Below are 24,802 nucleotides of genomic sequence, written 5' to 3'. Positions count from 1 at the left end.
TCAGTTGCTCCGGTCGGCGAACCCGGCCGGCAGGTCGGCGGGCGCGGTGTCGACGACGGTCTCGTCGTCCTGGCCGACGAACTCGAACAGGGTGATGTGGGCGAACTCGGGGACGACGTAGATCGGGTAGGTGGGGCCGGCGTCGCGGTACTCGCGCATCCGGTCCAGGTGGTCGTTCTGGAACAGCACGGTCTTGCTGCCGTCCTCCTCGACCCAGTGCGGGAAGAAGATCGTGCCGTGCAGCACGCGCTCCCCCGGCACCACGGTCACGACGACGCTCGTGCCGGTGGGCTCGTTCCACGACACCTTGTAGACGCCGGCGGTGAGCACCACGAGGTCGACCTGCTGGTCCTTGACCCAGCGCCCGCCGACCATGCCGGAGTGGATGCGGTAGTCGATGGTGGTGGCGTTCTTGACGTACATCTCGTACTGCCAGCCGTTGGCGTACGTGTAGATGAACCGGTGTCCGACGATGCCGGAGAGGTCCTGCGACGGGACGGGCTGTGCGACTGAGGTGGTGATCGTCATGCACCCATCCTGCGCCAAACATAGTTTTGTTGCAAACCTTTTTCGAGGACCTAAGCTGAGGACATGGGCAGCGAGCACGACACCGCAGGACTCCGGGACATCGCTCGGCGGCTCAGCGACCAGGTCGGCCCGTTCCGCCGCACCCTGCTGAACGCGTCACGCCGTGACGGTGCGCTGCCGGAACTGCCCGACGCCCAGATCGAGGTGCTGCGACGCCTCGACGAGGCCGGGTGGCTCACGCCGACGGCGCTCGGCCGGTCCCTCGGCCTCGCCCGCTCCACGGTCAGCAACCTCGTCACCGCGATGGAGCGCGGCGGGCTCGTCCACCGGCGGCTCGCCACCGGCGACGGCCGCAGCACCGAGATCGCCCTCACCGAGCTCGCGTCCGAGCGGCTCCGGGTCTACGACGCCTCGGCCGAGCACGTCCTGGTCGGCGCGCTCGAACGCCTGGGCCCGGACGGGGTCGACGCGCTGCGCGCCGCGCTGCCCGTCCTCGCCGAGCTCCGTCTGACCATCGAGGAGCCCGGAGCGTAGGGATCGGCTGACAGTGCGCGTGAGCCGTCGCACAGGTCCGGCTCGTCGATCACCAGCGGGAGCGGGTCACCCTGGCAGGGTGTTCGCAGACCACCCGGGAGGCCCGCACCGCGCCTGAGAAGTCGGTCACGGTCGCAGCACGCGACGGCTCCAGGGCGCGCGGCGGCCCCCAGGGACCGGTTCCATCGTTCTGCCGTGCAGACGACATCACTTCTCCCCATCATCGCCAAGGCGTGTGCGGTGGCAGCTCCGGTCGCCATCGCCGTGTCGCTCGTGGCCGGCCCGGCCGTGGCGGCACCCCTCCACACCTCCACCACCACGACCTCCGCGCACCACACGGTGTCCCGCGCGGCGCGGACCACCGAGGGCGGCACGGCCGTCTCGCGGCTCGACCGTCGCGCCGAGCAGCGCAACGAGGCCACCGTCCGGCACCTGTTCCGGTGCGCGTTCCGCTCCCCCGCCTCGGCGACGGCACGCGCTGCGGCCCGGACCGCCGTGGCGTCGGGTGCCGTCGCCCACGGTGCGAAGAGCGCCTCGGGTCCGGCTGCACTGCTCGCCGAGTTCACCGCCGACCGCGCCCGGGTCCCCGGTGCCCACGCCGTGATCAAGCACATCGCCGGTGACGCCGACCTGGTGGCCGTGCACTGGCAGATCACCGCGAAGCCGAAGGACGAACGCACCGGTGACGCCGCCGTCGACCTGTTCCGCATGCGCAACGGCCGCATCAGCGAGTGGTGGGCGCTCCGGCAGACGGTCCCGACGGGCACGCCGGCCAGCGGCAACACGAACAGCATGTTCAGCGACCTGTACCCGGCCGCCAAGCGTGACCACCACCTGACCGAGCGGCAGGAGGAGCACAACCGGGTGCTCGCGGTGACCGCGTACAACCGGCTGTTCCGCGACCACGACGTGTCCGTGCTGGACGAGAAGTTCGACCCGGCGTACCTGCAGCACAACTCGGTCGCCGCGAACGGCACCGCCGCGCTCAAGCAGTTCTTCGCCGGCAGTGCCGCGCAGGGTCTGCCGAAGCAGGAGTCCGTCATCTCGCTGGCCGACGGCGACCTGGTGTGGACGTTCTCGAAGCAGGTCGGGGCGAAGGCCGACGCACCGTTCGGCGCAGCCGACCTGTTCCGGGTGGACGGCAACCTGATCCGCGAGCACTGGGACGTCGTCCCGACGAGCTGAGACCGGGCAGCGGGAACCGGAGCCGCGCGTCTCAGGACGCGCGGCTCCGGCGCGCCCGCTCCTTGATCGCCGTGATGACGGCCGTCTTCGCGTCGGCGTAGGCGTTCATGTCGTCCCAGCTCCGGCCGAGCAGCTCCCGCTTGGTGCGCTCGTACAGCGCGCGGTCGTCGGCGTCGACGCGCAGGTGGTCGCGGAGGAGCAGGTACTCCTCGACCGCCGTCGCGCCCTGCTCGTAGACGTGCACGTGCACGTCGCGAGCCGGTGTCCGGACCAGACGGTGGCCGGGTTCGCGCACGCGGAGCTCGTACCCGGCCGCGAGGAGCTGGTCGAGGTAGGTCGCCTCGGCGGTGATGTCGGCGACGACGACCACGATGTCGACGATGGGTTTCGCCGCCAGGCCGGGGACGGCCGTGGAACCGATGTGCTCGACGACCGCAGCGTCCGCGCCGGAGCCGGGCAGGGCCTCCGCAATGCGTCGCCGGTGGTCCGCGAAGACCGCAGCCCACCCGCTGTCGGCTGGGTGCAGGGTCACGGTGACCGGTTCTGGGCCGCCGATGATCTCGACGGTCGTGACGTCCGGTCGGGGGTGGTCCTCGTCATGGTGCACCCGGCCATGATGGCAGCACCCGGAGCGCGGACCAGAGCAGTCCTTGACTTTCCGGCTACGCGTATTAGCCTTTGAGTTACTACCCGTAGCCGAAGGAGCCACGTCATGCTCGAACACCTGGACACCGAGGGCGGCACGATCGCCTACGACCTCTCCGGCTCAGGGCCGCTCGTGGTCCTCGCCCACGGGATGGGCGACAGCCGCCACTCCTACCGCTTCGTCGTGCCGGAGCTCGTCGCGGCCGGCTACCGGGTCGCGAACGTCGACCTGCGGGGTTGCGGCGACTCGAGCACCGGGTGGTCCGGGTACGAGCGCTCCGACATCGCACGCGACCTGGTCGCCGTCGCCCGGCACCTCGGCGGCCCGGCCGTGGTCGTCGGGCAGTCGATCAGCGGCGGCGCAGCGACGATCGCCGCGGCCACCGCACCCGACCAGGTCGCCGGCATCGTCGAGCTGGCACCGTTCACGCGCAAGCAGTCCGTCGACCTCGGTGGGCTCCTGCGCAACCGCCGACACCGCGCCGGCACCGTCCAGCTCGCACGCGTGATGACGAGCGGCAGCCTGCCCGGCTGGCTCGCGTACCTGGACATCGCGATCCCCGCCAAGCCCGCCGACTGGGCGACCGAGCGCGGCCGCATCGAGACGACCCTGCGGCAACCGGAGCGGATGGCGGTCCTCCGCGCCATGACCCGCACGTCGCCCGCCGACGCCGGCGAGCAGCTGGGTGCCGTCCGGTGCCCCGTGCTCGTCGTCGAGGGCAGCGCCGATCCGGACTGGGCCGACCCCCGCGCCGAGGGCGAGCGCGTCCTCGCCGACCTGCCCGACGGCCTCGGGGAGCTCGCCGTCATCGACGGCGCCGGCCACTACCCCCACACCGAGACGCCGACTGCACTCCTCGCCCTGCTGCTGCCGTTCCTCGCCCGCACCTTGCCCGTCGCAGGCCCCGTTGCCTAGGGCGGGGCTCGACCCGGCGACCGTCACCGAGACCGCGGCGACGCTGGCCGACGAGATCGGTCTGGCCCGACTGAGCATGAGCGTCGTCGCCGACCGCCTCGGGGTGAAGGCACCGTCGCTGTACAAGCACGTCGACGGACTCGGTGACCTCACGCGCAGGATCGCGATCCTCGGCGCGAACGAGCTCGGGGACGCACTCCGCGACGCCATGCAGGGGCGCAGCGGCCGGAGTGCGCTCGAGGCGGCGGTGCAGACCGTGCGCCGGAGCGTCCGGGAGCACCCGGCGCGGTACCAGGCAGCCGTCAGCGTCCGGCCGACCGACGCCCAGGACCCGCTGGCCGTCGCGCTCGGCCGCACCCTGGCGTCCTTCGCCGCGGCGCTCCGCGACTACCCGCTCGACCCCGCCGACGAGGTCCACGCACTCCGGGTGCTCCGCAGCGTCCTGCACGGGTTCGCCACGATCGAGGCGTCCGGCGGGTTCCAGATGGACACGGACGTCGATGCGAGTGCTGCGTGGATGGTCGACTTCCTGGATCGCGGGTTCCGTGCCGCGACAACACGGTGACCGTCACCACGGCGGCGCGCGCGTCGAGGCCCGTCGGTCACGACCCGCTCCGTGGCGGCCTGCGGTTCACGGCGGAGCTCGTCGCATGGGTGGCCGTGCCCTGGGCGCTCTGGCCCCGTTCGCCGGTGCTCGCGATCGCCGCCGTCCTGCTCCTCGTCGTGCCGCCGGCGGTCTTCGGGACGCCGGGTGACCGCCCCGGCGGCGACCCGCCCGTCGCGGTACCGGGAGTGGTGACGATCGCGTCGGTCCTCGCGCACCTGGTCGGAGCCATCGCCGCGTCCTGGGTCGTCTGGCCGGCTGCGGTCGCGGTCGCCGTCACGGTCCTGTGCGTCGCCGTCGTCATCTCGGAACAGCGGCGGTGGCGCGTCCTGGTGGGGCGCGGGCGCGGGCGGGGGCGCGGACGCGGGCGCGGACGCGGGCGAACAGACGATCGTCTGGCCAAGCGGTAGCGTGTGGCGTGGCGACTTCCGCCACACGCCGTCCACGAAGGGGCCGACCATGTCGCGCAGCACCGACCGGGTCCGGGTGTCACCGATCGTCCTCGCCGCGGGGATCGCCGCGCTCGCCGTCGCGCTCGCCCTGCCGGCGCCGCCACCGACCACGACGGGTACCGAGACACTCGGCCTCGGGGCATCGGGAGCGCTCGGTGCCGCACTCGGCGCACCGCCCTCGACGAGCGGCGCGCACCGGTTCGCGATCCGCCCACCACGGACGGTCGGTACCGGCGGAGTCGTGAGCGTGCGCTTCGCCGGGAGGGGCACCCCCGGCGCCGTCGTGGTCATCCACTACGGCGAACCGCGGGACGGCACCGGGGACGATCGCGTTGCGGAGATCGCGCCGGGCAGCAGCGCGGTGGGTCGGACCGGCCGGTTCGCCTTCACCGCGGTCCTGCCGGAGTTGCCCCGCGACGCCGATCAGGCGTCCTGGAGCGCCCGACTGATCGACCCGGAGTCGCTGGACGTCATCGGGCGTGTCGACGGCGTCCACGTGGTCGAGCACACGGACCGCCGCTCCCACGATCCGCGGCCCACCGGATGAGAGGCCGCGCAGGGTGCTGGCCGCCGCTCGGTACTGCGGTTACGTTCGCTAGACGAACGTCTGGCCAGCAGTCAGCGGCGAGACCTGACCACGAGGAGCCCCCGTGTCGACACCCCACCGCACACCGTCATCCCGATCCGTCTCCGTCCTCCTCGGTGCCGCACTGGCCCTGAGCCTCGGACTCGCCGGCTGCTCCACGGCCGGCTCCGCGGCACCGTCGCCCTCGCCGTCCCCCGCCGCACAGGGCGACGCGCCCGCGACGACCGACTCGTCCCCCTCGGTCGACGCGACCGTCGCTTCGACGACACTCGGCAAGGTCGTCGTCGACGGCAAGGGCATGACCGCCTACTACTTCGACGCCGACGTCAAGGACTCCGGCACGAGCACGTGCACCGGTGCGTGCGCGGCGGCGTGGCCGGCGATCGAAGCGTCGACCACGAAGCCGAAGGTGTCGGGCATCACCGGGACGGTCGGCACCATCAAGGGCGTGGACGGCGGGCGGCAGATCACGATCGACGGGCGCGCGATCTACACCTTCGTCGGGGACAAGAAGGCCGGCGACGTGACGGGACAGGGCGACAAGGGCGTCTGGTACGTCGTCAACCCGGACGGCAGCGAGCAGAAGAAGTAGGCCCGGCGCCCCGGTGGACCAGCAGTCCGCCGGGGCCCCTCGCGAGGGGCGAGCCCTGCGGGGTCAGTCCCCCGGGGTGGCCGGGTGTCCGCCGACCCGCACGGGCTCCACCTGTTCGAGCAAGCCGTGCACGCCGGGCAGTCCGAGCCCGGTGAACAGTGCCGCCCACAGGTCCCGGAGCTGCCCCTCGGTGTCACGGGTCAGTCGTGCACTCGTCCGGGCCCACATCACCCCGAAGGTCGACGTCAGCACGAGGTCCGCCGCACGAGCCCACTCGGGATCGGTGGCGGGGCCGACACCCCCGCTCGAAGCCGACAGGTGCCGGCGGACGTAGTCGTCCCACGTGAAGACCCGCGGGATCACCTCTCCCGCGCCGCGGAGTTCGTGACTCAGACGGATGGCCCCGGCAGCCACCGGACACCGGATGGCATCGGAACAGGCGGACGTCAGCATGACGAGCAGGTGCTCGAGGCCCTCGGGTTGCGTGATCAGCGAGTCGATCACCGCCCAGCGGGCCTGCTGCCGCTCGATGACCGCGAAGGCGAGCTCGTGCTTGGACGAGAAGACGTGGTAGCCGATCGCCGACTTCGGGCGGTCCATGGCGGCGGCCACCCGGGCGAACGACGTCCCCGCGTAGCCGTGGCTCGCGAACACCGCCGCCGCGGCCTCGATGATCTGCTCGCGGGTCCGGGTCTTCGCCTGCTGCCGCTGGTTCATCGCACTCCTCGTTCGGGTCTCGGGTCATCATACGAACGTCTGACAGCACGAGGGGAGCACGCCGTCCGGACGGTTTGCCTCTGATCCACTCAGCTTCCGGCATTCGCTAGACGATCGTCTGGCCCGTTGTTAGCGTTCACGCACACCGAGTCAACCCGAGCCGAACCGAGGAGTCCCCATGCGTCCCACCCCGTCCACCGCCCGCAAGCCGGCGTCCCGGCGGCTGACCGCGCTCATCGCCGGCGTCGCCCTCGGCGGAGCACTCGCCGCCGGCGCCCTGGTCCCCGCGCAGGCCGGGGCCGCCACGATCCCGCACACCACGCACACCGCCCACGCCCCGACCCGGTCTGCAGCCGTGGCGTTCACCGCGAAGACCCACGGCGGACCAGACCGGACGAGCTTCACCGGCACCACCTTCGCCGGCGCCGGCAAGCCCGGCACCCTGGTCATCGTCTACTACGACGCACCGGGCAAGCCCCGCGGCCTGTTCAGCAAGCACATCGCCGAGGTCACGAGCGGGGACGACATGGTCAGCGCCAGCGGGCACTACCGCTTCACCGCGGCGTTCCCCGACCTGCCGCGCGGCACGACGACGCTGCACTGGCACGCCCGCCTCGCCGACCCGGACACCCTGTCCGTGATCGGACGCGTCAACGGCACCCGCCGGCTCGGCTGAACCGTGTTCCGTCACACGCAAGCGGTGCGCGTCCGCACCCTGGCCGTCGCCCTGTCCGTCGCGGCCGCCGTCGGCATCGCCCTCGCCGGCACCGCACCGGCCTCGGCTGCCACGAGCGACCCGGACCGCACCGCGGCACCGATCATCGCCGGCACCCAGGTCGGGGTCCCCGGCAGCACCTGCACGGTCGGGGCGGTCCTGACCGCCAAGGGCTTCCGGAGCCAGGTCACCGCGTACCAGCGGGCGACCAGGTGGGTCGTGCTGGCGAAGCGCTGCGCGCCGCTGCAGGCGCCGGTGCGGCTCGACGGCGCGGCCGTCGGCAGCGTGGTCTGGCAGTCCGCGGACTCCGACGTCGAGCTCGCGGTCATCCCACCCCTGGCGTGCACGCGCGTCCGGGCGGCCGCCGGGTCCTGCGACCCGTCCGTCTCGACGTACACGCCGCGAGCATCCGGTCGTGTCTTCACCCGTGTCGACGGCGACCCGGCACCTGCCGCCGTCACCGGCACCGGCCAGCCCGACGCCGATCCCTTCTGCACCAGCGGGGCGGCGAGCGGGGTGCTCTGCTCCTGGACGGCCACACGGGTGCCGACAGCGAGCCGCGCCGGCGCGCAGCACCTCGCCGCCGCACGCACCGATGCCGGCATGGGCATCGAGCCGGGTGACGCCGGCGGACCGGTGATCAGCGCCACGAACCGGCTGTACGGGATCATCTCGGGCAGTTCGACGACGGGCACGACGAGCACGACGAGCACGACGGTGCTGCTCTACACGCCCGTGCAGCAGGTGCTCACCGAGCTGTTCCGGTACCGGCTGGCCCCGGCGTCCTGAGCCGGCTGCGACCGGTTGGTGCACCCGGCCGCGGCCGTCTCGGCGACTGAGCGCTGCCTCATGACCCGGACACACCCCGGTCACCTCGCAGCCACTCGGCCGACCACCCACCTCGCGATCCTGCGGGGATCCGGACGTCACCGCGTCCGGATCCCCGCGACCCCCGGGTCCTGATCAGATCGAGGATGCCCCGTGCCGCCCGCGGAGGCACCCCGGCATTCCGCCCGCTCGGCAACCCCGACCCACGCGCACGAACCCCCACCACCGCGAGCGGGCGAAACACCCGCGTCAGCCCGCGGAGGCACCCCGGCATTCCGCCCGCTCGGCAACCCCGACCCACGCGCACGAACCCCCACCACCGCGAGCGGGCAAAACACCCGGGTTCATGCGCGGAGGCACCCGGGCATTTCGCCCGCTCGGCAGTGCGAGCCGACGCGCGCGAACCCGCACCATCGCGAGGGGTCACGACACCCCGCCGACCGGCGGGCGAGTGGTCACGAACGGTCGGGCGGGAGCGCGTCAGCCGACGGATCGTGACCGCTCGGCGGACGGCGACGGCGCGGCGGGGCACGCCACCACGGGCGGACGGGAGGCGCGGTGCGGGGTGGCACCGGGCCTCCCGTCAGGCGGTGTGGTCGCCGCCCACCCGTGGGACCGGCAGCGAGTCGCTGGTCGTGCGCAGGGACTCCTGCCGGATCTCGAGCTGCGAGACGGCGAGCGCCGCCAGGTCGCGGAGGTTGGCGAGGTCGTCCTCGGTGGCCTGCCGCGGTCGGGTGTCGAGCACGGCGAGGGTGCCGATCGGCGCGCCGTCGTGCCGGACGAGCGGGACGCTGACGTAGAAGCGGATGCCGAGCGGGCCGGTGACCAGGGGGCTGTTGCGCATCTCGGGGTGTGCGGAACCGTCCGGGATCACGACGGGGACGGGCACGGGCGCGAAGCCGTTGGTGAAGCTGATGCTCCGGGCCGCCTCGTCGATGCCCTCGGCGATGTACGACTGGGACCACTCGCGGTCCTCGTCGAGCACCTCGATCAGGGCGATCGGTGCGTCGAAGAGCCGAGCAGCCATGGTCGTGGTGCGCTGCAGCGACTCGTTCGGCAGCGTGTCGAGGGTCGCCGGGCGATCGGTCTCGGGTCGCGTCGGCACCGGGGCTGTCTCGTCCGTCGGCTCGACCACGTGGTCGGGGGCGGCGGTCTCGGCGATCACGACGTCGCGGAGCATCGTGACCAGCTCGGGGCCGAGCGGACGGGCTGCGGGGTCCTGCGCAGTCATGGCGCGGAGCAGGTGCTTCCAGTGCTCGGGCAGGGGTTCGGGGACCACGGGGTCGCGGGACAGCCGCGCGACGGCGGACTCGACGAGCGAGCCCGGGAACTCCCGGCGGCGGGTGAAGCACTGCAGCAGCACGAGGCCGAGCGAGTAGACGTCGCTCGGCGGGCCGACCTCGCCGCCGCGCGCCTGCTCGGGGCTGAGGTAGGCGGCGGTGCCGGTGGTCACGCCGTCGGCGGTCAGGCGTTCGACGCCGGCGGCGAGCGCGATGCCGAAGTCGGTCAGGCGTGCGCGGGCCCGCTCGGAGGCGTTGCCGTAGTCGACGAGCAGGATGTTCGACGGCTTGATGTCGCGGTGCACGACGGCGTTGGCGTGGATGTAGTCGAGCGCCTCGGCCATGTCGTAACCGATCTCGGCGATGTGGCGCGAGGCGAGCGGGCCGACGCTCAGACGTTCCTCGAGGTCCTGCCCGACGACGAGCGACATCACGATGTAGCGCTGCTGGGTGCCGTCCTGGCTGGTGACGACCCCGGCGTCGAGCAGGCTGACGAGGTTGTGGTGCTCGAGCGACGCCAGCACGCCGAGTTCGGCCTCTTGCCGGGCGATGTCGACGATGCCCGCGTGGAAGAGCTTGATCGCGACCGGGCGGTGCAGGCTCTCGTCCACGCCGCGGTAGACGACGGACATGCCGCCCTGACCGATCGCCTGTTCCAGGCGGTACCGACCGTCGAGCAGCGGCGCGCTCGCGTCGTGTTCTTCCGTCGGGATCATCCAACCCTCGTCCTCGGCTCCGGCACCAACGATGCATCTTCGCATCCCGACGGGTATCCGTGTCGCCGAGCGGCGTTTCCCGGATCGGGGCGCGGTGCGCAGGGGCGCCACAACACCGGTGTTCGCGGGTCGAACACGCGCAGGTCGCGGTGCATCTCGGCAACACCGGTGTCGTGCGCCCCTCGGTGGCGCTGGTCGGCAGCGCGCGCGTACGCTCGGCCCGACGAAGGAGTCATGCCATGCCCGCGAGGTTCGTCTACTGGATCAACGTCTCCGTCGACGGGTTCGTCGAACGGGCACCCGGCGAGCACGACGGCCTGGACGGCCCCGACTGGATGCGCATCGACGAGCCACTGCACCGCGAGTTCAACGCCCGGGCGGCCGCGATGACCCTGTCCGTCGAAGGCCGGGTCGTGCGCGACATGATGGACCCGTTCTGGCCCGATGCCCGGCACGACGAGTCGATGCCCGAGTACCTGCGAGAGTACGGCGAGATCTGGACCGCGCAGCCGAAGATCCTGGTGTCCCGGACCCGGACGAGCGCCGACCACGACACCCGGGTCATCGGAGGCGACGGCGACGCGATCGCCGAGCTGGCCGCGATCCGTGCCGAAGGCGAGGGCGACATCGGCGTCGGTGGGCCGAGCATCGCGAGTCAGCTGCTCGACGCCGGGCTGCTCGACGAGGTCATGCTCTTCACGCACCCGTCGGTGCTCGGTGCCGGTCGGCCGCTGTTCGATCCGCCGCTCTCGGGGCACCGCCCGCTCGTGCAGCTCGACCTGATCGAGCAGCAGCGCTCCGACAACGGCGTCACCCTGCACCGGTACGACGTCCGGCGGTCCTGAACGCTCGGGCGATCAGTCCGCGCCGGGCGTTGCGCCGATCACGCGAACGTTCCAGGCGCTGTCGCGGTCACTGTCGAACCCGTTGAAGGAGATGCTGTCGACGTCGGCACGCCAGGTTCGCCGCAGGTCGATGCGTTGCTCCCCGTCGCCGCAGGGCATCGCCTCGATGATGTGGTTCCGCGACGTTTCCCGGGAGACGACCATGACCGAACCGCTCATGTGCCCGTCACCGAAGCACGAGAACTCGAGGTGGTCGACCGTCTCCGGGTGCGCGAACGTGATCGTGACGCCACGGTCGATCTCGTCGTCGTTCCCCGTCGCGCTCTGCCCGGCGGGTTCTTCGGCGAACATCGCGCCGAGGTCCCGGTCCGACTCGGCGGCCATCTGCCGCTTCTCCCAGGCGTGCAGCGCCGCCTCGTCGACGGGCGACGGCCCGGCGCAGCCGGCCAGCAGCAGCACGCCCGCGATCGCGGGCAGGAGCAGGGCGGGGACGGAGCGCACGCTGTGAGCCTAGTGACGCTGCGGACCCACACCGCGAACGACGGGAGGCGCGGTGCCAGCTGGCACCGCGCCTCCCGGCCGTGGGGTGGTCGCGTCAGACGTCGCGACGGCGCGCGAGCGTCAGGGCGAGGCCACCGACGACGAGCACCTCGGCGGCGAGGACGCCGAAGCCGCCCCAGCCGTTCAGCACGACCCCGCTGTTGTCGACCGTGCTCGCGCCGTCGTACGAGTAGGCGTAGAGCTGGCCGCCGGCTGAGTCGGGCAGGAACGCCGCGATGTCCATCGGCCAGTCGACCTTCATCAGTCCGCTCATGAGTGCGAGCACCCCCGGAACGACCAGCAGGAGGCCGAGCGTGATCGCGATGCCGCCGGCGCTCGACCGGACGAGCAGACCGATGCCGTACGCGAGGAGCGCCAGCAGGGTCAGGAAGACCGACGAACCGAGGATCGGCAGGAACACCGACGGGTCGCTGACCTCCGGCTCGATGCCGTTGCCGGCCAGCAGCGGCAGCGAGATGAGGACGCCGATCCAGGTGGCGACGGCGCTGACGACGAAGGTCGCGATGGCAAGGACGGTGGCCTTCGCCAGGATCACGCCGGTGCGTCGCGGGTCGGCGGTGAACGTCGAGCGGACCTGGCCCGTGCCGTACTCACCGGTGATGATGAGGACGCCGAGCACGCCGACGACGAGCGACGAGAGCAGGACACCCACGGCGTTGGCGTTCACGAAGGTGCCGTTGGCGAGGTCCGTCGGCAGCTCCTGGCCGCCGCTGTTCGTGTTCGCCCCGATCAGCGCGGCCATGCCGATCGTGAGGACGACCAGGATCGCGTAGCACCAGAACGTGGACCGGATGCTGCGCAGCTTGATCCACTCGCTCCGCACCAGGTGCGGGAACGACAGGCGGGTCGAGCCGGACATCCGGGTCGACGGTGTGGTGGGCGAGGTGGTGGCGCTCATCGGGTGCCCTCCGATCGGTACTCGACGTCGTCGCGGGTGAGGGCCATGTAGGCCTCTTCCAGGCTCGCGCCGGTCGGGGTGAGTTCGTGCAGGGGGACGCCTGCCTGTGCGGCGATGTTGCCGACCGTCGGTGCGTCGGGCCCGACGACGAGGAATGAGCCGTCCTCGCGCTGGGTGACCGCGGCGTTCGGGCCGATGGCGTTGAACAGGCCGTTCGGGTCCGGCGTGCGGACGATGACACGGCTGACGGCGGCATCGGTGCCGGCAGCGGCGCCGCCACCGGCGACGAACTCCGCGATCGGGGCGTCGGCCAGGACCTTGCCCCGGCCGAGCACGACCACGCGGTCGGCGGTCTGTGCCATCTCGCTCATCAGGTGGCTGGAGAGGAACACCGTGCGGCCGTCGGCGGCCATGCGGCGGGCGAGCTGTCGGACCCAGAGCACGCCGTCGGGGTCGAGGCCGTTGACCGGCTCGTCGAGGATCAGGGTCTTCGGGTCGCCGAGCAGTGCGGCAGCGATTCCCAGGCGCTGCCCCATGCCGAGCGAGAACCCGCCGACGCGCTTCTTCGCGACGGAGTCGAGGCCGGTCATGTCGATGACCTCGTGCACGCGGGACTTCGGGATGCCGTGGGTCGCCGCGAGGGAGAGCAGGTGGTTGTAGGCGCTGCGTCCGGAGTGGACCGCCTTCGCCTCGAGCAGGGCGCCGACCTGCCGGAGCGGGTCGCGGAAGCTCGTGTAGGGCTGGCCGTTCACGGTGGCTGTGCCCGACGTGGGCTGGTCGAGCCCCATGATCATGCGCATCGTGGTGGACTTCCCGGCGCCGTTGGGCCCGAGGAAGCCGGTCACACTGCCGGGACGCACGACGAAGGAGACGTCGTCCACGGCGGTCTTCGGACCGTACTGTTTGGTGAGATGGCTGACTTCGATCACGGCGTCGACGCTACGGGAGCGGTGGTCGGCGCCGCGTCCGCCGTTGGGGGGAGATGTGTGCTCCCACAGGCTGACGCGGATGGGGCGGGGTGACGCGGGCGGGGGGTCGCGCTGTTTCGCGCTGGGCGACAGTTCACGCGCGCGGCGGCCCGTGAGGTGTCGCTGAGCGCGAAAGACCGGTGCGCGGTGATCAGGCGGGCTCGTGCGCCGGACGCTCATCGCCCGGGTCTCGAGCGAAGGCCAGGCTCTCCTCGATGATCGACAGCACGACCGAGAGTTCCTGGGCATCGCGCGGGCCGAACACAATGAACTCGGTCCCGTGGTCCTCGTACTGGTGCGGGATCGCCCACGCCAGCTCGGTCAGCTCGGTTCCCCGCGCGACCGGGAGACAGAGGTGGACTGAAGTGTCCTCGACGCCGTGCAGGTGCACGGGTTCGAGTCGCCCGTCCGGGGCCAGCGAGGTCCACGGGACGACGTGGGAGCGCTGATCACGGAGGAACAATGCGCGCGACGAAGCCGGGGACACCTGACTGTGCCCTTCCTCCACACCGGGCAGGGCCACAGCACGCCCGACCAACGCTCCCCACACTTCCGGTGTGGCACGGTCGGTGAGCTGACGCTGGGGGCCAGTTCCGGACACGGCTGGTCGTTCGCCGCGGCGGGCGGTGTTGATCATCCATCGACAGTATCCGACAACCCCCAAAGAGCCGTTTGACGGTATCGACCGCAGCGGCGACGATGGGCGCATGTCGAGCCTCCAGTCCCTCCGGGCGACCGCCCACCCGATCCGGCTCCGCCTGCTGTCGCTGGTGACGAGCACCGCGATGAGCGCGGCCGAGGCCGCGCGGGAACTCGGCCTCTCGCAGGCCACCGCGAGCTACCACCTGCGGGTGCTCGAACGGGCGGGGCTGGTCGCGGTCGTCGAGGTCGTGCGGCTCCGAGGCGGCGAGGCGAAGCGGTACCGGCACGAGTCGTCGTCCGAACCGTTCGACCTCGACGCCGTCCCCGATGGTGGGCACCCGGAACGCATCTCGGTGCAGGACCAGCTCGTCTACGTCGAGGCGCAGGTCGAAGAGCTCCGGCGACGACTGCACCAGCGGACCACGGGCCCTGCCGTCTCGACCGACGCCGAACTGTGGGTCAGCCCCGAGACGTGGCGGCGCGTGGTGCACCACGTCGGCCAGGCGTCCGCCCTGCTCCACGCAGCAGCACAGCGCCCGCGTACCCCGGGCACGGTGCCGGTGTCGATGACCGTCTCGATGTTCCCCATGCGGCGACCGTGAGCACGCCGACCACGGGCGTCCTCGCCCACGCACCGTTCCGTTGGCTGCTCGCAGCCCGCACGGTGAGCATCGTCGGCAACGCCGTCGCCCCGATCGCCCTGGCGTTCGCCGTCCTCGACCTCACCGGCTCACCCGTCGACCTGGGTCTCGTCGTGGCCGCACGCTCGGTCGCGAACGTCGCGGTCCTGCTGTTCGGCGGGGTCATCGCCGACCGCCTGCCCCGCGACGTCGTGCTCGTCGCCACGTCGCTCGGCGCGGCGGTGACACAGGCCGCTGTCGCCGCGCTGGTCCTGACCGGCACCGCGACCGTCCCGCTCCTCGTCGTCCTGAGCATCCTGAACGGCGCGGTCGCCGCGGTGAGCCTGCCGACGACCGCGGCCATGGTGCCCGAAACCGTTCCGGAGGCGCTGCTCCGCCCCGCGAACGCCGTGATCCGGTTGAGCATCAACGCCGGGACGATCGTCGGTGCCTCCGCCGGGGCCGGCATGGTCGCGCTCGTCGGTGCCGGGTGGGGGCTGGCGGTCGACGCCGCCGGCTTCGCCGTCGCCGCAGCCCTGTACGCGCGGATACGCCTGCCCCGTCGCGCGTCGATCGCACCGGCCGACCGCCCGTCGGTGATCGCGGACATCCGGGAGGGATGGGTCGAGTTCTCGGGACGACGCTGGGTCTGGACGGTGGTCGCCCAGTTCACAGTGCTCAACGCCGCCTTCGTCGGCGCGACGACCGTGCTCGGACCGGTCGTCGCGGACGACTCCTTCGGCAGGGCGGCCTGGGGGCTCGTCGTCGCCGCGCAGACCGTCGGCCTGGCACTCGGTGCGCTGATCGCCCTGCGGTGGCGGCCCCGGCGTGCGCTCGGCATCGGTGTCGCCCTGATGGCGGTGACCGCGCTCCCCGTCGTGGCGCTCGGGGTCGCCCCGGCCCTGCCGACCCTGCTCGTCGCGTTCGCCCTGGGCGGGATCGCCCTCGAGCTGTTCGCGATCGCCTGGGACCACGCACTGCAGTCGAACGTGCCCCGCGCCGTGCTGTCGCGGGTCTACTCGTACGACATGGTCGGATCGTTCGTCGCCGTCCCGCTCGGCGAGGCCCTGGTCGGACCGCTGGCGCACGCCGTCGGGACGAGCACGACGCTGATCGGCTGCGCCGTCGTCATCGTCGTCGCCACCGTGGTCGCGGCGTCGACCCGGAGCGTCCGTCGTGTGACCACCGAGGTGCCCCTGCCCGTCTGATCAGCCAGGCGAGGCTTCGGCATCGACCTCGTACGCCTCGAACCGGTGATCGGCCAGGATCGTGTCGACCAGCGACCGCGTCCCGGCGACGATCGTCGAGTCCCAGTCGATCTCGGTGGCGAGCACCCACTCGTGCCCTTCCGGCCAGAGCATCTGCGGGGTGTGCTCGACGCCGACGTACGTGCCCACGCGGGCGTCGTCCATCCAGGACGGGTCGCCGAGCTGCTGCAGCGACATGGAGAGCAGCAAGCAGTCCCGGGCTGGCCACGGGAAGCGCGGACCCGCGAGCGACTCCCGGAGCGCAGCCTGCTCCCGCCGGTGCTGCGCCTGGGCCCGGGCCATGTGCGCCTGCATCTCCACACGCTCGGCCGCCGTCGGCTCGCCGCTCCCCTGCCACCCGAAGCCCAACGTCGACGCGTTGAGGTCGCCCCATCCGTCCCAGACCGCCCCGACCAGGTCGTCCGGCGTCGACGTGGCGTCGGCGAGGAGCCCGGTGAGCACGGCGAGCTGCGTCGGCTCGTACCAGCCCGTTTCGGGCGGGTGGACGAGCCAGCCGTCCTCGAAGGACAGGTCGGACTCGTCGTCCCGACCGCTGAGCGTCTGCCACGACACGAGGGGATCGATCGTCCGACGGGTGCGCTCGGCGACGGCGGCCCAACGCCACTCGGTCGATTCGATGACCGGGTGGTCGTCGTACTCGTCCACGGTCGAGCGGTCTTCGCGATCCGCGCGGAGCGGGTGCAGGATCCGCGCGTACGCCTCGAAGCCGGTGCCCGCGACGCCGCCGAACGTGGCGAACTCGCCGGCCCGGGCCAACAGCCAGTCGCCGCGCGTGACGTCCGTGATCAGTTCCACGTGCCGAGCCCTGGGTGCCAGTGCGGGTCAGCTCGTCTGCGGGCGGGGCGCGCGGAGGCCGGGGAACTCGTCGTCGCGCCACTCCCCCTCGGCACGTGTGCCGTTGGTCACCGACAGCTCCTCGCGCTCCCCCAGCTCGACGCGACGGATCTTGCCCGAGATGGTCTTCGGTAGCTCCGCGAACTCGACCCGGCGCACACGCGCGTAGGCGGGAAGAGCCGTGCGTGCGTACTCCAGGACCTGTCTGGCGGTGTCGGCCGACGCCTCCCATCCGGCGGCCAACGTGACGTACGCCTTGACGACGTTGAGGCGGGCATCGTCGGGAGCCGGGACGACCGCGCTCTCGGCCACGGCCGGGTGCTGGAGCAGCGCGCTCTCCACCTCGAAGGGCGACACCTTGTAGTCGGAGGACTTGAACACGTCGTCGGTGCGACCGATGAACGTCAGCTCGCCGTCGGCGTCACGGACGGCGATGTCGCCGGTGTGGAAGAAGCCGTCGCGCATCGACGACGCCGTGCGATCGGGGTCGCCCAGGTACTCGGCCATCAGGTTGACGGGCCGCTCGGTCAGGTCCAGGCAGACCTCGCCCTCGTCGCCCGGTTCGCCGGTGACGGGGTCGAGCAGCGTCACGGTGACGCCGGGCAGCGGCTTGCCCATGGCTCCGGGGGTCACGGGGGCTCCGGGGGCGTTGCCGACGATCGCGGTGGTCTCGGTCTGCCCGTAGCCGTCGCGGATGGTGAGCCCCCACGCTGCCTCGACCCGGCCGATGACCTCGGGGTTGAGCGGCTCGCCGGCCGAGATGACCTCGCGGAGTGCACGCGGCTTCGCGCCGAGGTCGGACTGCAGCATCATCCGCCAGGCGGTGGGCGGGGCGCAGAACGTGTTGACCTCGGCGCGTTCGAGCTGGGCGAGCAGGCCGGCCGGGTCGAAGCGTGCGGTGTTGTGGATGAAGACGGTGGCCTCGGCGATCCAGGGCGCGAAGAAGCAGCTCCAGGCGTGCTTGCCCCAGCCGGGCGAACTGATCGTCAGGTGGACGTCACCGGGGCGGACGCCGAGCCAGTACATGGTGCTGAGGTGCCCGACCGGGTAGGACGTCTGGGTGTGCACGACCATCTTCGGCTTCGACGTGGTGCCGGACGTGAAGTAGACCAGGCACGGGTCGGTGGTGCGGGTGATGACCCGCGGGCGTGCCTCGCCTTCAGGGGCGGGCTCGCCCAGGTCGCTCGGGTACTCCGTCCAGCCGTCGGAGTGGCCGCCGATCACGATGCGCGTGAAGGCGCCTCGGACGTCGTCGTACTTGTGTGTCTCGCTCTGGTTCGTGACGACGTGCGCCACCGAACCCCGGTCGACACGGTCCTGCAGGTCGGCGGTGTCGAGCATCGTCGACGTCGGCAGGATGACCGCGCCGAGCTTGATCACGGCGAGCATGGTCTCCCAGAGCTCGAGCTGGTTGCCGAGCATGACGAGGACGTGGTCGCCCTGCTGCACGCCGAAGCCGTGCAGGCGTGCGGCGAGCCGATCGGAGCGTGCGGCCATCTCGGTGTAGCTCAGCCGCTGTTCACGGCCGTCCTCCTCGACGATCCAGAGCGCCGTGCGGCCGTTGTCGGTCGCGATGACGTCGAACCAGTCGGACGCCCAGTTGAACGTCTCGCCGACGTCGGGCCACCGGAACCCGGCGCGTGCCGCTTCAGGAGAGTCCGCAGCGAGGAGTTGGTCGCGGGCGGCACGGTACGCGTCGGTCGGGTTCACAGAAGACACGGACCGATCATGCCGCATCCGCCTCGGAGCGGATCGATCAGGCGAGTCCCCGGAGCCAGCGGTCGAGCCAGGGGACGATGCTCGAGAGGTCGTCCGCGTCCATCGCGTCACTCGCAGCCGCACGTGCAGCCGGGCTCGCGTTGAGCGCCAGCGCGCTCGGGAGCGCCCGGAAGAGCGGGATGTCCGAGCGGCTGTCCCCGACGGCGCAACAGCGTTCGATCGGGACACCGCGGTCGCGAGCGAGCGCGAGCGCCCGGTCCCGCTTGTCGAACTCGTCGAAGTGCTCCGCGACGGAGCCGTCGTGGACGCCGCTGCGCTCCCCCACCCGGGGTCCTCCGTTCGCGACGAACCCGAACCGCCGCGCCAAGGAGCGGGTCACGGGCTGCCAGGCGAGCGACGCGAGCACGGGTTCGACGCCGTGTGCAGCGCACCAGGCGACGACGGCGTCGGTGCCGGGCAACACCGGCAGGTCGTCGAGCCACCGCTCGACCGTCGCAGTGGCCGTGCCGCGCCACCCGAGGGCGTCGACCTCGCTCACCTGCTGGTTGGTGAGCTCGCCGTCGGCGTACCGGGCCTCTGCCTGGTCGAGGGCTCGCTGGTGCCCGAACCGGGCTGCCAGGAAGCTGCTGCTGGAACCGGGGGTGACGAGGGTCCCGTCGACGTCGAAGAACACGATGCCGACGGTCACGGCCGGCCGCTCCCCCGCACGACCGCGTCGAGCACCCGGATCGTCTCGTCGGTGTCGACGTGCAGGTGCGCCCCGATGCCGAGTGCACGGGCGGCCGCGATGTTCTCCGGGACGTCGTCGATGAAGAGCACCTCGGCCGGGGTCGCCTGCAGGCGGTCCAGCGTGATCCGGAACGCCTCGGCATCGGGCTTGTTCACGCCGATCTCGTGGGAGTAGCAGATCGGGTCGAACACCGCCGAGAACCGGAAGCGCCGCTCCTCTTCCTCGCGGGCGCCGTCGCCCGAGTTCGACAGGATCGCCAGGCCGATCGTGCCGCGGAGTCCGGCGAGGAAGTCGTACAGCGGTTCGTTCAGGGTGCCGCAGTACGCATCCCAGAAGTCGGCGCGCATGGCGGCGAGCTGCTCGGCCGACAGCCCGAGCGCCGTGCCGATCGCACCCCAGTACCGGTCGACGACGCCGGTCTGCCGCGAGGCGTCGGGCAGGTCGGCTGCGACGAGCCGAGCGGAGAAGTCGTCCGTCGTCATCCCGAGCCGCTCGGCCCACCGCGCCCGGAAGTGTCCGGGCCACGCGGCGTCGTCGACGAGTTCGAGGACCCCGCCCACGTCGAGCAGCAGCCACCGCACAGCGGGCACGGCCGCCCCGGCCGCCCCGGCGGTCACAGCGATCCCCGCAGCTGTCGGATCATCTCGACCTCGAGCTCACTCGGGTCGAGCACGTACGCCTCGGTCGCGCCCGTCGGCTCGTAGCCGCGCCGGGCGTAGAAGGCCTGCGCGCGGGTGTTCCCCTCGTGCACGTGCAGCCGCAGGGCCGACCCGTGCGTCGCCGCCCACACCTCGATCTCGTCGAGCAGCGCATCGGCGACACCAGTGGCACGACCCCGGTGCGAGGGTGCGACGTAGACGCCGACCAGGAGCGGTCCGACACGGGGACCGGGGACGTACACCCCCATCGTCCCGACCCACGTGCCGTCGGCGTCGATCGCGGCGAGGGTCGTCCCGCCGACGTCGTGTTCACGGCGACCGCGGCGCCGCCAGTCACGTTCCTGCAGCTGCTCGGCGTCGGCGAGCCGCTCCCCGTAGGCCTTCGGGGTGTCCTGGATCATCTCGAGCCGCAGCGCACGGACCCGCTCCCAGTCGTCCTCGGTGGTCGGTCGGATCGTCGTTCCCCGCATGCCCCGAGCCTAGGGGCGACGGGCCCGGAGAAGTCGTCCCAATCCGACGGGCAGAGGGTGCCGAATCACCTGCAACGACCGGGAACCACCCGGAGCGCTCACCAGCCGCACACCGCTGGTTCTCCACCCTGCACCAGGGTGTGTTCGGCGCGCACACAGCAGCCGCGCCGAGCGCGACAACAGCAAAGGACTGATCACGATGCGTAAGAGCCTCAAGACCTCCATCACCCTCGCCACCACCGGTGCCCTCGTGCTGGGCGGTGCCGCGTTCGGCATCTNGTGCAGCGCGTACTCCCCCACGAGCCGCTCCTTGTAGACAGCTGGGTTGTGCGACGCCACCACCCGCGCGTTCCGCCAGTGCCGGTCGAGCGCACGCGTCCGGTCGGCCGCCGACGCCCCGCCGACCTCGAACAGCTCGGACGCCGACCGCAGCACCCGCGGCCCGATCTCGACCTGCGCCTGGTACACGGCGTTCTCGGCCGCGTCGAGCAGCACGCGGTCGACACCGGCCCCGGGTTCGTTCGTCGCGACGACCCCGTCGAGCAGCCCGGCGGCGGCGGCGACGAGCGACCGGGCGGTGAACGCGCCGGCCGACAGTCGCCCGAGCACCGCGAGCACCTGCGGGTCCTGGCCCGGCACGGCTGCGTTGGCGTGGATGTACGTGCGGGTCCGTGGTCGCACGAAGGCCACGGCGTCGTCGGACACCGCCTGCCCGATCCCGGCGAGGACCGCCAGCAGGTACAGCTGGTAGAAGGCCTGGATGTGCGACAGCGGGGCGTCCCGGTACGCCGACACCACCGACGGGTCGACCGACACCCCGTCGAACACGGTCGTGCCGGACGCGGTCAACCGCTGCCCGAAACCGTCCCAGTCGTCGATGCTCGTCACGCCCGGCGCGGAGGCGTCGACGGCGAACGTCACGCGCTCCCCGTCACGGTCCGCCGCCAGGTAGATCCAGTCCGCGTAGAGCGTGCCGGTCGAGTAGAACTTCCGCCCTTCGAGGCGGAGGAGATCACCAGCCGGCGTCACCGTGGTCGAGATGTCGGCCAGCGTCGTCCCGGTCCGCTCCGAGGTCGCGTTCCCGATGATCGCGCCGCCGACGATGCGCTGGAGCCACTCGTCGCGCGACGCGGAGTGCGGCCGCAACAGCACCAGTTCGGTGTACCCGAAGTGTCCCCGCCACAGGTGCGCGATGTTCGAGTCCGCCGCCGCCAGGTCCGCCACCAGGTGCGCGAGTTCCACCAGCGTCACGCCGAACCCACCGCGGTCCTCCGGCACGCGCAACCGCCCGAACCCCGCGTCGGCGAGCGCCCGGACCTCGGCGTGCGGCAGCGGCCGGTCGCCCGGCGTCCCGGACGCCAGCTCACGCTCGACCGCGCCGTCGCGGATCGTCGCGAACACGGGCGCGAAGCGTTCGCGCAGGGTCGACAGACGGTCGGCCGGGAGGCCCGGCGTGCGCCCGTCGGTCGTCGTCGCGTCCGTCATGCGGGCACCTCCACCGCACGGGCTGCGTCCGCGACGCCGCTCGCGCCACCGGAGAACGCCCCGCGCCACTGCCGGGCCGGGTGCGAGTCCGGCAGCTGTGCGTGGCCGGAGAGCTTCTCGCGCAGGGTCCCCTCGCGGTACTCGGACTGCATCAGTCCGCGCTCCTGCAGGGTCGGCGCGATGTGGTCGACGAACTCTTCATACGAGCCGGGCAGCGTCCAGTTGATGACGTTGACGCCGTCGACGCCCACCCGCTGCCAGTCGGCGAGCTCGTCGGCGATCTGCTCCGGCGTCCCGACGACCCGGGCGCGGAGCTTCGCGGACAACCGGGCGAGGTCCGCGATGGTGGGTTCGCGGTCCCCGGCGGCCTCGCGGAGCCACTGCAGGTGCGACTGCCCGGCGTGGGTGCGGACCTCGGACAGCGGCGTGTCCGGGTCGAGGGGCTCGCCGGTGTCCGCGTCGAAGCCGAGGTTCGAGTGCACCAGGAACCCGTCGGCGGCCAGGTACTCGTCGATCTCCGCTTCCTTGGCCTTCGCCTCGGCCTCGGTCGAGCCGGTGACGAAGGTCAGGCCGAGGAAGAACGCGATGTCGTCGCGCCGCCGGCCGGCGGCCGCGGACAGGTCGCGGGTCTCCCGGATGAGCTGTTCGGTGGCGTCACGGTTCGAGGTCAGGATGAACTGGGCCTCGGCGTTCCGGGCCGCGAAGGCTCGGCCGGCGGGCGAGGACCCCGCCTGGAACAGCACCGGCGTCCGCTGCGGTGACGGTGCCGACAGGTGCGGACCCTGCACGTCGTAGCGGGCGCCGTGGTGGTCGATGCGGTGCACCCTGTCGGGGTCGGCGTAGCCGCGGACGGGGTCCTTCAGGACGGCGCCGTCGTCCCAGGATCCCTCCCAGAGCTTCGCGCAGACCTCGAGGTACTCCTCGGCCCAGACGTAGCGCTCGTCGTGCTCCTCGAGCCGGTCGGCGCCGAAGTTCCGGGCGGCGCTGTCGAGGGCGCTCGTGACGACGTTCCAGCCGATCCGGCCCCGGGTGATGTGGTCGAGCGTGGAGACCTTGCGGGCGAAGTCGAACGGGTGCGCCTGGATGACGCTCGAGGTGAACGCCAACCCGAGGTGCTCGGTCGACACGGCGAGCGCGGAGAGCAGCACCGAGGGGTCGTTCGAGGGGATCTGCAGCCCCTCGCGCAGGTTGGTCGAGTAGTCGCCGCGACCGGGGCCGTAGGTGCCGACGACGTCGGCGAAGAACATCGCGTCGAACTTGCCGCGCTCGAGGGTCCTCGCCAGGTCGGTCCAGAGCGTCACGTCGTCGAAGTCGGCCTGCCGAGCGTCGGGGTGCCGCCACAGGCCGTGCTGGATGTGCGACGTCGTGTTCATGACGAAGGCCGCGAAGCGCAGCGGGCGGTTCGGTGCATCGCTCATGCGACCCATCGTGGTCGGCGGGCACCGCCCGCCGACAGCGACGTGACCTCACGTTACGCGTGGTGTTCCCCGGCGCAGTGGACGCGACCATGCTCCTGAGGCATGCCGAGCCAGACCACCGTCACCGCGCCTCCCGGCCGTCCCGCCGCACCGTCGACCAGCGCGACCCGTCGTCGGGTCGCGCTCGCGTCGTTCATCGGGACGACCGTCGAGTACTACGACTTCTACCTCTACGCGACGGCCTCGGCGCTGGTGTTCGCACCGACGTTCTTCCCGTCCGTCACACCCGCGGTCGGGGTGATCGCATCGTTCGCGACCTACGGCGTCGGGTTCGTGGCGCGGCCGCTCGGCGGGGTGGTCGCCGGGCACCTGGGCGACCGGATCGGGCGGAAGAAGCTGCTCGTCGCATCGCTGGTGCTGATGGGCATCGCGTCCACGCTGATCGGGGTGATCCCGTCCGCCGCGACCATCGGGGTCGGCGCCGTCGTGGCGCTCGTGTTCCTGCGGCTGCTGCAGGGTGTCGCTGCCGGAGCCGAGTGGGGCGGCTCGGCGCTGCTGTCCGTCGAGCACGCGCCCGAACGGCACCGCGGGCTGTTCGGGGCGTTCACGCAGATGGGGTCGGCGGGCGGGATGCTCCTGGCGACCGGGGTCTTCACGCTCGTGCGGTCGCTGCTCGGCACCGAGGCGTTCCTGGCCTGGGGCTGGCGGCTGCCGTTCCTGTTCTCCGCCGTGATCGTCGCGGTCGGGCTCGTCATCCGGCTCGGCGTGCAGGACGCCCCGGTGTTCCAGGAGCTGCGTGCCTCGGGTGGGGTCGAACGGTTCCCGGTGTGGCAGGCGATCCGGCAGCACCCGCGGTCGATCCTGGTGACGGCGGGCCTGCGACTCGTGCAACCGGCGCTGTACTCGATCCTGACGACGTACTCACTGACCTACCTCGGCAACGTGCGGGGGCCGTCGGGCTCGGACGCGGGGCTGCAGGCCGTGCTCGTGATCTCGGCGGTGTCGCTCGTGTCGACGCCGTTCTGGGGGTGGCTGTCCGACCGGGTCGGGCGGCGGGTGCTCACGATCTGGTCGGCTGTGGGCATCGCGGTGCTCATCTGGCCGTTCTTCGCGTTCCTCGACGCCGGGCCCCTCGTGCTGCTGCCGCTCGTGGCGCTGATCGGGATGTGCGTGTTCCACGACAGCATCTACGGCCCGCAGGCGGCGTGGTTCGCGGAGCAGTTCCCGACCGGGCGGCGGTACTCGGGGATGTCGCTCGGCTACCAGATCGGGTCGATCTTCTCGGTGGGGCTGACGCCGCTGCTGGCCGCGGTGTTCGTGCAGTTGGGCGGTGGCTCGCCGTGGATCCTGTGCGGGTACCTCGGGGTGTACGCGGTGCTGACGATCG

Annotated in this window: 28 protein-coding genes; 13 read left to right on the top strand and 15 right to left on the bottom strand. The window is 72.0% G+C overall.

Annotated elements, in window-relative coordinates:
• Complete coding sequence (locus BOSE127_RS00730) at positions 1-528, bottom strand: phenolic acid decarboxylase (protein ID WP_017885669.1); 528 nt, start codon at positions 526-528, stop codon at positions 1-3.
• A gap of 63 nt (positions 529-591) precedes the next feature.
• Between BOSE127_RS00730 and BOSE127_RS00725 the strand changes: the two genes are divergently transcribed.
• Complete coding sequence (locus BOSE127_RS00725) at positions 592-1,062, top strand: MarR family winged helix-turn-helix transcriptional regulator (RefSeq protein WP_042541067.1); 471 nt, start codon at positions 592-594, stop codon at positions 1,060-1,062.
• Positions 1,063-1,302: 240 nt separating this feature from the next.
• Positions 1,303-2,247, top strand: a complete 945-nt coding sequence (locus BOSE127_RS00720; RefSeq protein ID WP_017885671.1) for a nuclear transport factor 2 family protein — start codon at positions 1,303-1,305, stop codon at positions 2,245-2,247.
• Between the two features lie 31 nt (positions 2,248-2,278).
• Here BOSE127_RS00720 and BOSE127_RS00715 read toward each other — a convergent pair whose 3' ends face one another.
• Positions 2,279-2,854 (bottom strand): GrpB family protein, encoded by a 576-nt coding sequence (locus BOSE127_RS00715; protein ID WP_159555972.1) that lies wholly within the window; start codon positions 2,852-2,854, stop codon positions 2,279-2,281.
• Between the two features lie 105 nt (positions 2,855-2,959).
• On the opposite strand from BOSE127_RS00715, the gene BOSE127_RS00710 reads away from it, so the two are divergent.
• The 5 genes from BOSE127_RS00710 (at position 2,960) to BOSE127_RS00690 (ending at position 6,042) form a co-directional block, all read left to right on the top strand.
• The gene (locus BOSE127_RS00710; protein ID WP_042541063.1) at positions 2,960-3,808 is read left to right on the top strand and encodes an alpha/beta fold hydrolase; all 849 of its coding nucleotides are present in this window, start codon (positions 2,960-2,962) and stop codon (positions 3,806-3,808) included.
• Positions 3,801-4,373, top strand: a complete 573-nt coding sequence (locus BOSE127_RS00705) for a TetR/AcrR family transcriptional regulator (protein ID WP_042541061.1) — start codon at positions 3,801-3,803, stop codon at positions 4,371-4,373. Before BOSE127_RS00710 ends, BOSE127_RS00705 begins: the two co-directional genes overlap by 8 nt.
• Positions 4,370-4,822: a hypothetical protein gene (locus tag BOSE127_RS00700; RefSeq protein WP_159555971.1), complete on the top strand. Its 453-nt coding sequence runs from the start codon at positions 4,370-4,372 to the stop codon at positions 4,820-4,822. The genes BOSE127_RS00705 and BOSE127_RS00700 overlap by 4 nt, the downstream gene beginning before the upstream one ends.
• 49 nt (positions 4,823-4,871) lie before the next feature.
• On the top strand, positions 4,872-5,411 hold the full coding sequence (locus BOSE127_RS00695) for a hypothetical protein (protein ID WP_139179683.1): 540 nt from the start codon (positions 4,872-4,874) through the stop codon (positions 5,409-5,411).
• 103 nt (positions 5,412-5,514) lie between these two features.
• Complete coding sequence (locus BOSE127_RS00690; RefSeq protein WP_159555970.1) at positions 5,515-6,042, top strand: COG4315 family predicted lipoprotein; 528 nt, start codon at positions 5,515-5,517, stop codon at positions 6,040-6,042.
• Positions 6,043-6,105: 63 nt separating this feature from the next.
• Here BOSE127_RS00690 and BOSE127_RS00685 read toward each other — a convergent pair whose 3' ends face one another.
• Complete coding sequence (locus tag BOSE127_RS00685; RefSeq protein WP_017885678.1) at positions 6,106-6,759, bottom strand: helix-turn-helix domain-containing protein; 654 nt, start codon at positions 6,757-6,759, stop codon at positions 6,106-6,108.
• A 178-nt stretch (positions 6,760-6,937) separates the two neighbouring features.
• Here BOSE127_RS00685 and BOSE127_RS00680 point away from each other — a divergent pair, with 178 nt between their 5' ends.
• Positions 6,938-7,435 (top strand): hypothetical protein, encoded by a 498-nt coding sequence (locus tag BOSE127_RS00680; protein WP_042541053.1) that lies wholly within the window; start codon positions 6,938-6,940, stop codon positions 7,433-7,435.
• Between the two features lie 24 nt (positions 7,436-7,459).
• Complete coding sequence (locus BOSE127_RS00675; protein WP_159555969.1) at positions 7,460-8,263, top strand: trypsin-like serine protease; 804 nt, start codon at positions 7,460-7,462, stop codon at positions 8,261-8,263.
• 622 nt (positions 8,264-8,885) lie between these two features.
• On the opposite strand, the gene BOSE127_RS00670 is transcribed toward BOSE127_RS00675, so the two are convergent.
• Entirely contained in the window at positions 8,886-10,298 is a 1,413-nt protein-coding gene (locus BOSE127_RS00670) for a protein kinase domain-containing protein (RefSeq protein ID WP_017885811.1), read from the bottom strand.
• A 239-nt stretch (positions 10,299-10,537) separates the two neighbouring features.
• Here BOSE127_RS00670 and BOSE127_RS00665 point away from each other — a divergent pair, with 239 nt between their 5' ends.
• Complete coding sequence (locus tag BOSE127_RS00665; protein WP_042540421.1) at positions 10,538-11,143, top strand: dihydrofolate reductase family protein; 606 nt, start codon at positions 10,538-10,540, stop codon at positions 11,141-11,143.
• A 12-nt stretch (positions 11,144-11,155) separates the two neighbouring features.
• Here BOSE127_RS00665 and BOSE127_RS00660 read toward each other — a convergent pair whose 3' ends face one another.
• From BOSE127_RS00660 to BOSE127_RS00645, 4 genes are all read right to left on the bottom strand, one after another.
• Positions 11,156-11,644: a hypothetical protein gene (locus tag BOSE127_RS00660; protein WP_042540423.1), complete on the bottom strand. Its 489-nt coding sequence runs from the start codon at positions 11,642-11,644 to the stop codon at positions 11,156-11,158.
• 94 nt (positions 11,645-11,738) lie between these two features.
• Positions 11,739-12,602, bottom strand: coding sequence for an ABC transporter permease (locus BOSE127_RS00655; RefSeq protein WP_042540425.1), 864 nt, complete (start codon positions 12,600-12,602; stop codon positions 11,739-11,741).
• Positions 12,599-13,531 (bottom strand): ABC transporter ATP-binding protein, encoded by a 933-nt coding sequence (locus BOSE127_RS00650; RefSeq protein WP_017885815.1) that lies wholly within the window; start codon positions 13,529-13,531, stop codon positions 12,599-12,601. The genes BOSE127_RS00655 and BOSE127_RS00650 overlap by 4 nt, the downstream gene beginning before the upstream one ends.
• Before the next feature lie 190 nt (positions 13,532-13,721).
• The gene (locus BOSE127_RS00645; RefSeq protein WP_236559465.1) at positions 13,722-14,207 is read right to left on the bottom strand and encodes a luciferase domain-containing protein; all 486 of its coding nucleotides are present in this window, start codon (positions 14,205-14,207) and stop codon (positions 13,722-13,724) included.
• A 70-nt stretch (positions 14,208-14,277) separates the two neighbouring features.
• Between BOSE127_RS00645 and BOSE127_RS00640 the strand changes: the two genes are divergently transcribed.
• Positions 14,278-14,814, top strand: a complete 537-nt coding sequence (locus tag BOSE127_RS00640; protein ID WP_159555968.1) for an ArsR/SmtB family transcription factor — start codon at positions 14,278-14,280, stop codon at positions 14,812-14,814.
• Positions 14,811-16,040, top strand: a complete 1,230-nt coding sequence (locus BOSE127_RS00635; protein ID WP_159555967.1) for an MFS transporter — start codon at positions 14,811-14,813, stop codon at positions 16,038-16,040. Before BOSE127_RS00640 ends, BOSE127_RS00635 begins: the two co-directional genes overlap by 4 nt.
• On the opposite strand, the gene BOSE127_RS00630 is transcribed toward BOSE127_RS00635, so the two are convergent.
• From BOSE127_RS00630 to BOSE127_RS00600, 7 genes are all read right to left on the bottom strand, one after another.
• Positions 16,041-16,895 (bottom strand): hypothetical protein, encoded by an 855-nt coding sequence (locus BOSE127_RS00630; protein ID WP_159555966.1) that lies wholly within the window; start codon positions 16,893-16,895, stop codon positions 16,041-16,043.
• Between the two features lie 27 nt (positions 16,896-16,922).
• A complete protein-coding gene (locus BOSE127_RS00625; RefSeq protein WP_159555965.1) occupies positions 16,923-18,671 on the bottom strand; it encodes an AMP-binding protein in 1,749 nt (582 codons plus the stop codon).
• Positions 18,672-18,690: 19 nt separating this feature from the next.
• The gene (locus BOSE127_RS00620) at positions 18,691-19,341 is read right to left on the bottom strand and encodes an HAD family hydrolase (RefSeq protein ID WP_083389270.1); all 651 of its coding nucleotides are present in this window, start codon (positions 19,339-19,341) and stop codon (positions 18,691-18,693) included.
• Positions 19,338-20,000, bottom strand: a complete 663-nt coding sequence (locus tag BOSE127_RS00615) for an HAD-IA family hydrolase (RefSeq protein ID WP_017885821.1) — start codon at positions 19,998-20,000, stop codon at positions 19,338-19,340. The genes BOSE127_RS00620 and BOSE127_RS00615 overlap by 4 nt, the downstream gene beginning before the upstream one ends.
• Complete coding sequence (locus BOSE127_RS00610) at positions 19,997-20,512, bottom strand: GNAT family N-acetyltransferase (RefSeq protein WP_017885822.1); 516 nt, start codon at positions 20,510-20,512, stop codon at positions 19,997-19,999. Before BOSE127_RS00610 ends, BOSE127_RS00615 begins: the two co-directional genes overlap by 4 nt.
• A gap of 279 nt (positions 20,513-20,791) precedes the next feature.
• On the bottom strand, positions 20,792-21,997 hold a 1,206-nt coding region (locus tag BOSE127_RS00605), incomplete at its 3' end, for an acyl-CoA dehydrogenase family protein (RefSeq protein WP_159556196.1).
• Complete coding sequence (locus BOSE127_RS00600; RefSeq protein ID WP_071252231.1) at positions 21,994-23,415, bottom strand: LLM class flavin-dependent oxidoreductase; 1,422 nt, start codon at positions 23,413-23,415, stop codon at positions 21,994-21,996. The genes BOSE127_RS00605 and BOSE127_RS00600, both read right to left, overlap by 4 nt.
• 102 nt (positions 23,416-23,517) lie before the next feature.
• Between BOSE127_RS00600 and BOSE127_RS00595 the strand changes: the two genes are divergently transcribed.
• The coding region (locus BOSE127_RS00595; protein ID WP_159555964.1) for an MFS transporter at positions 23,518-24,802 on the top strand (1,285 nt) is incomplete at its 3' end.

The sequence above is a fragment of the Curtobacterium sp. 8I-2 genome (genome assembly GCF_902506155.1).
Classification (GTDB): domain Bacteria; phylum Actinomycetota; class Actinomycetes; order Actinomycetales; family Microbacteriaceae; genus Curtobacterium; species Curtobacterium poinsettiae.
Note: the sequence above shows the minus strand (reverse complement) of the source record. Positions and strands in the feature narration are given on the sequence as shown.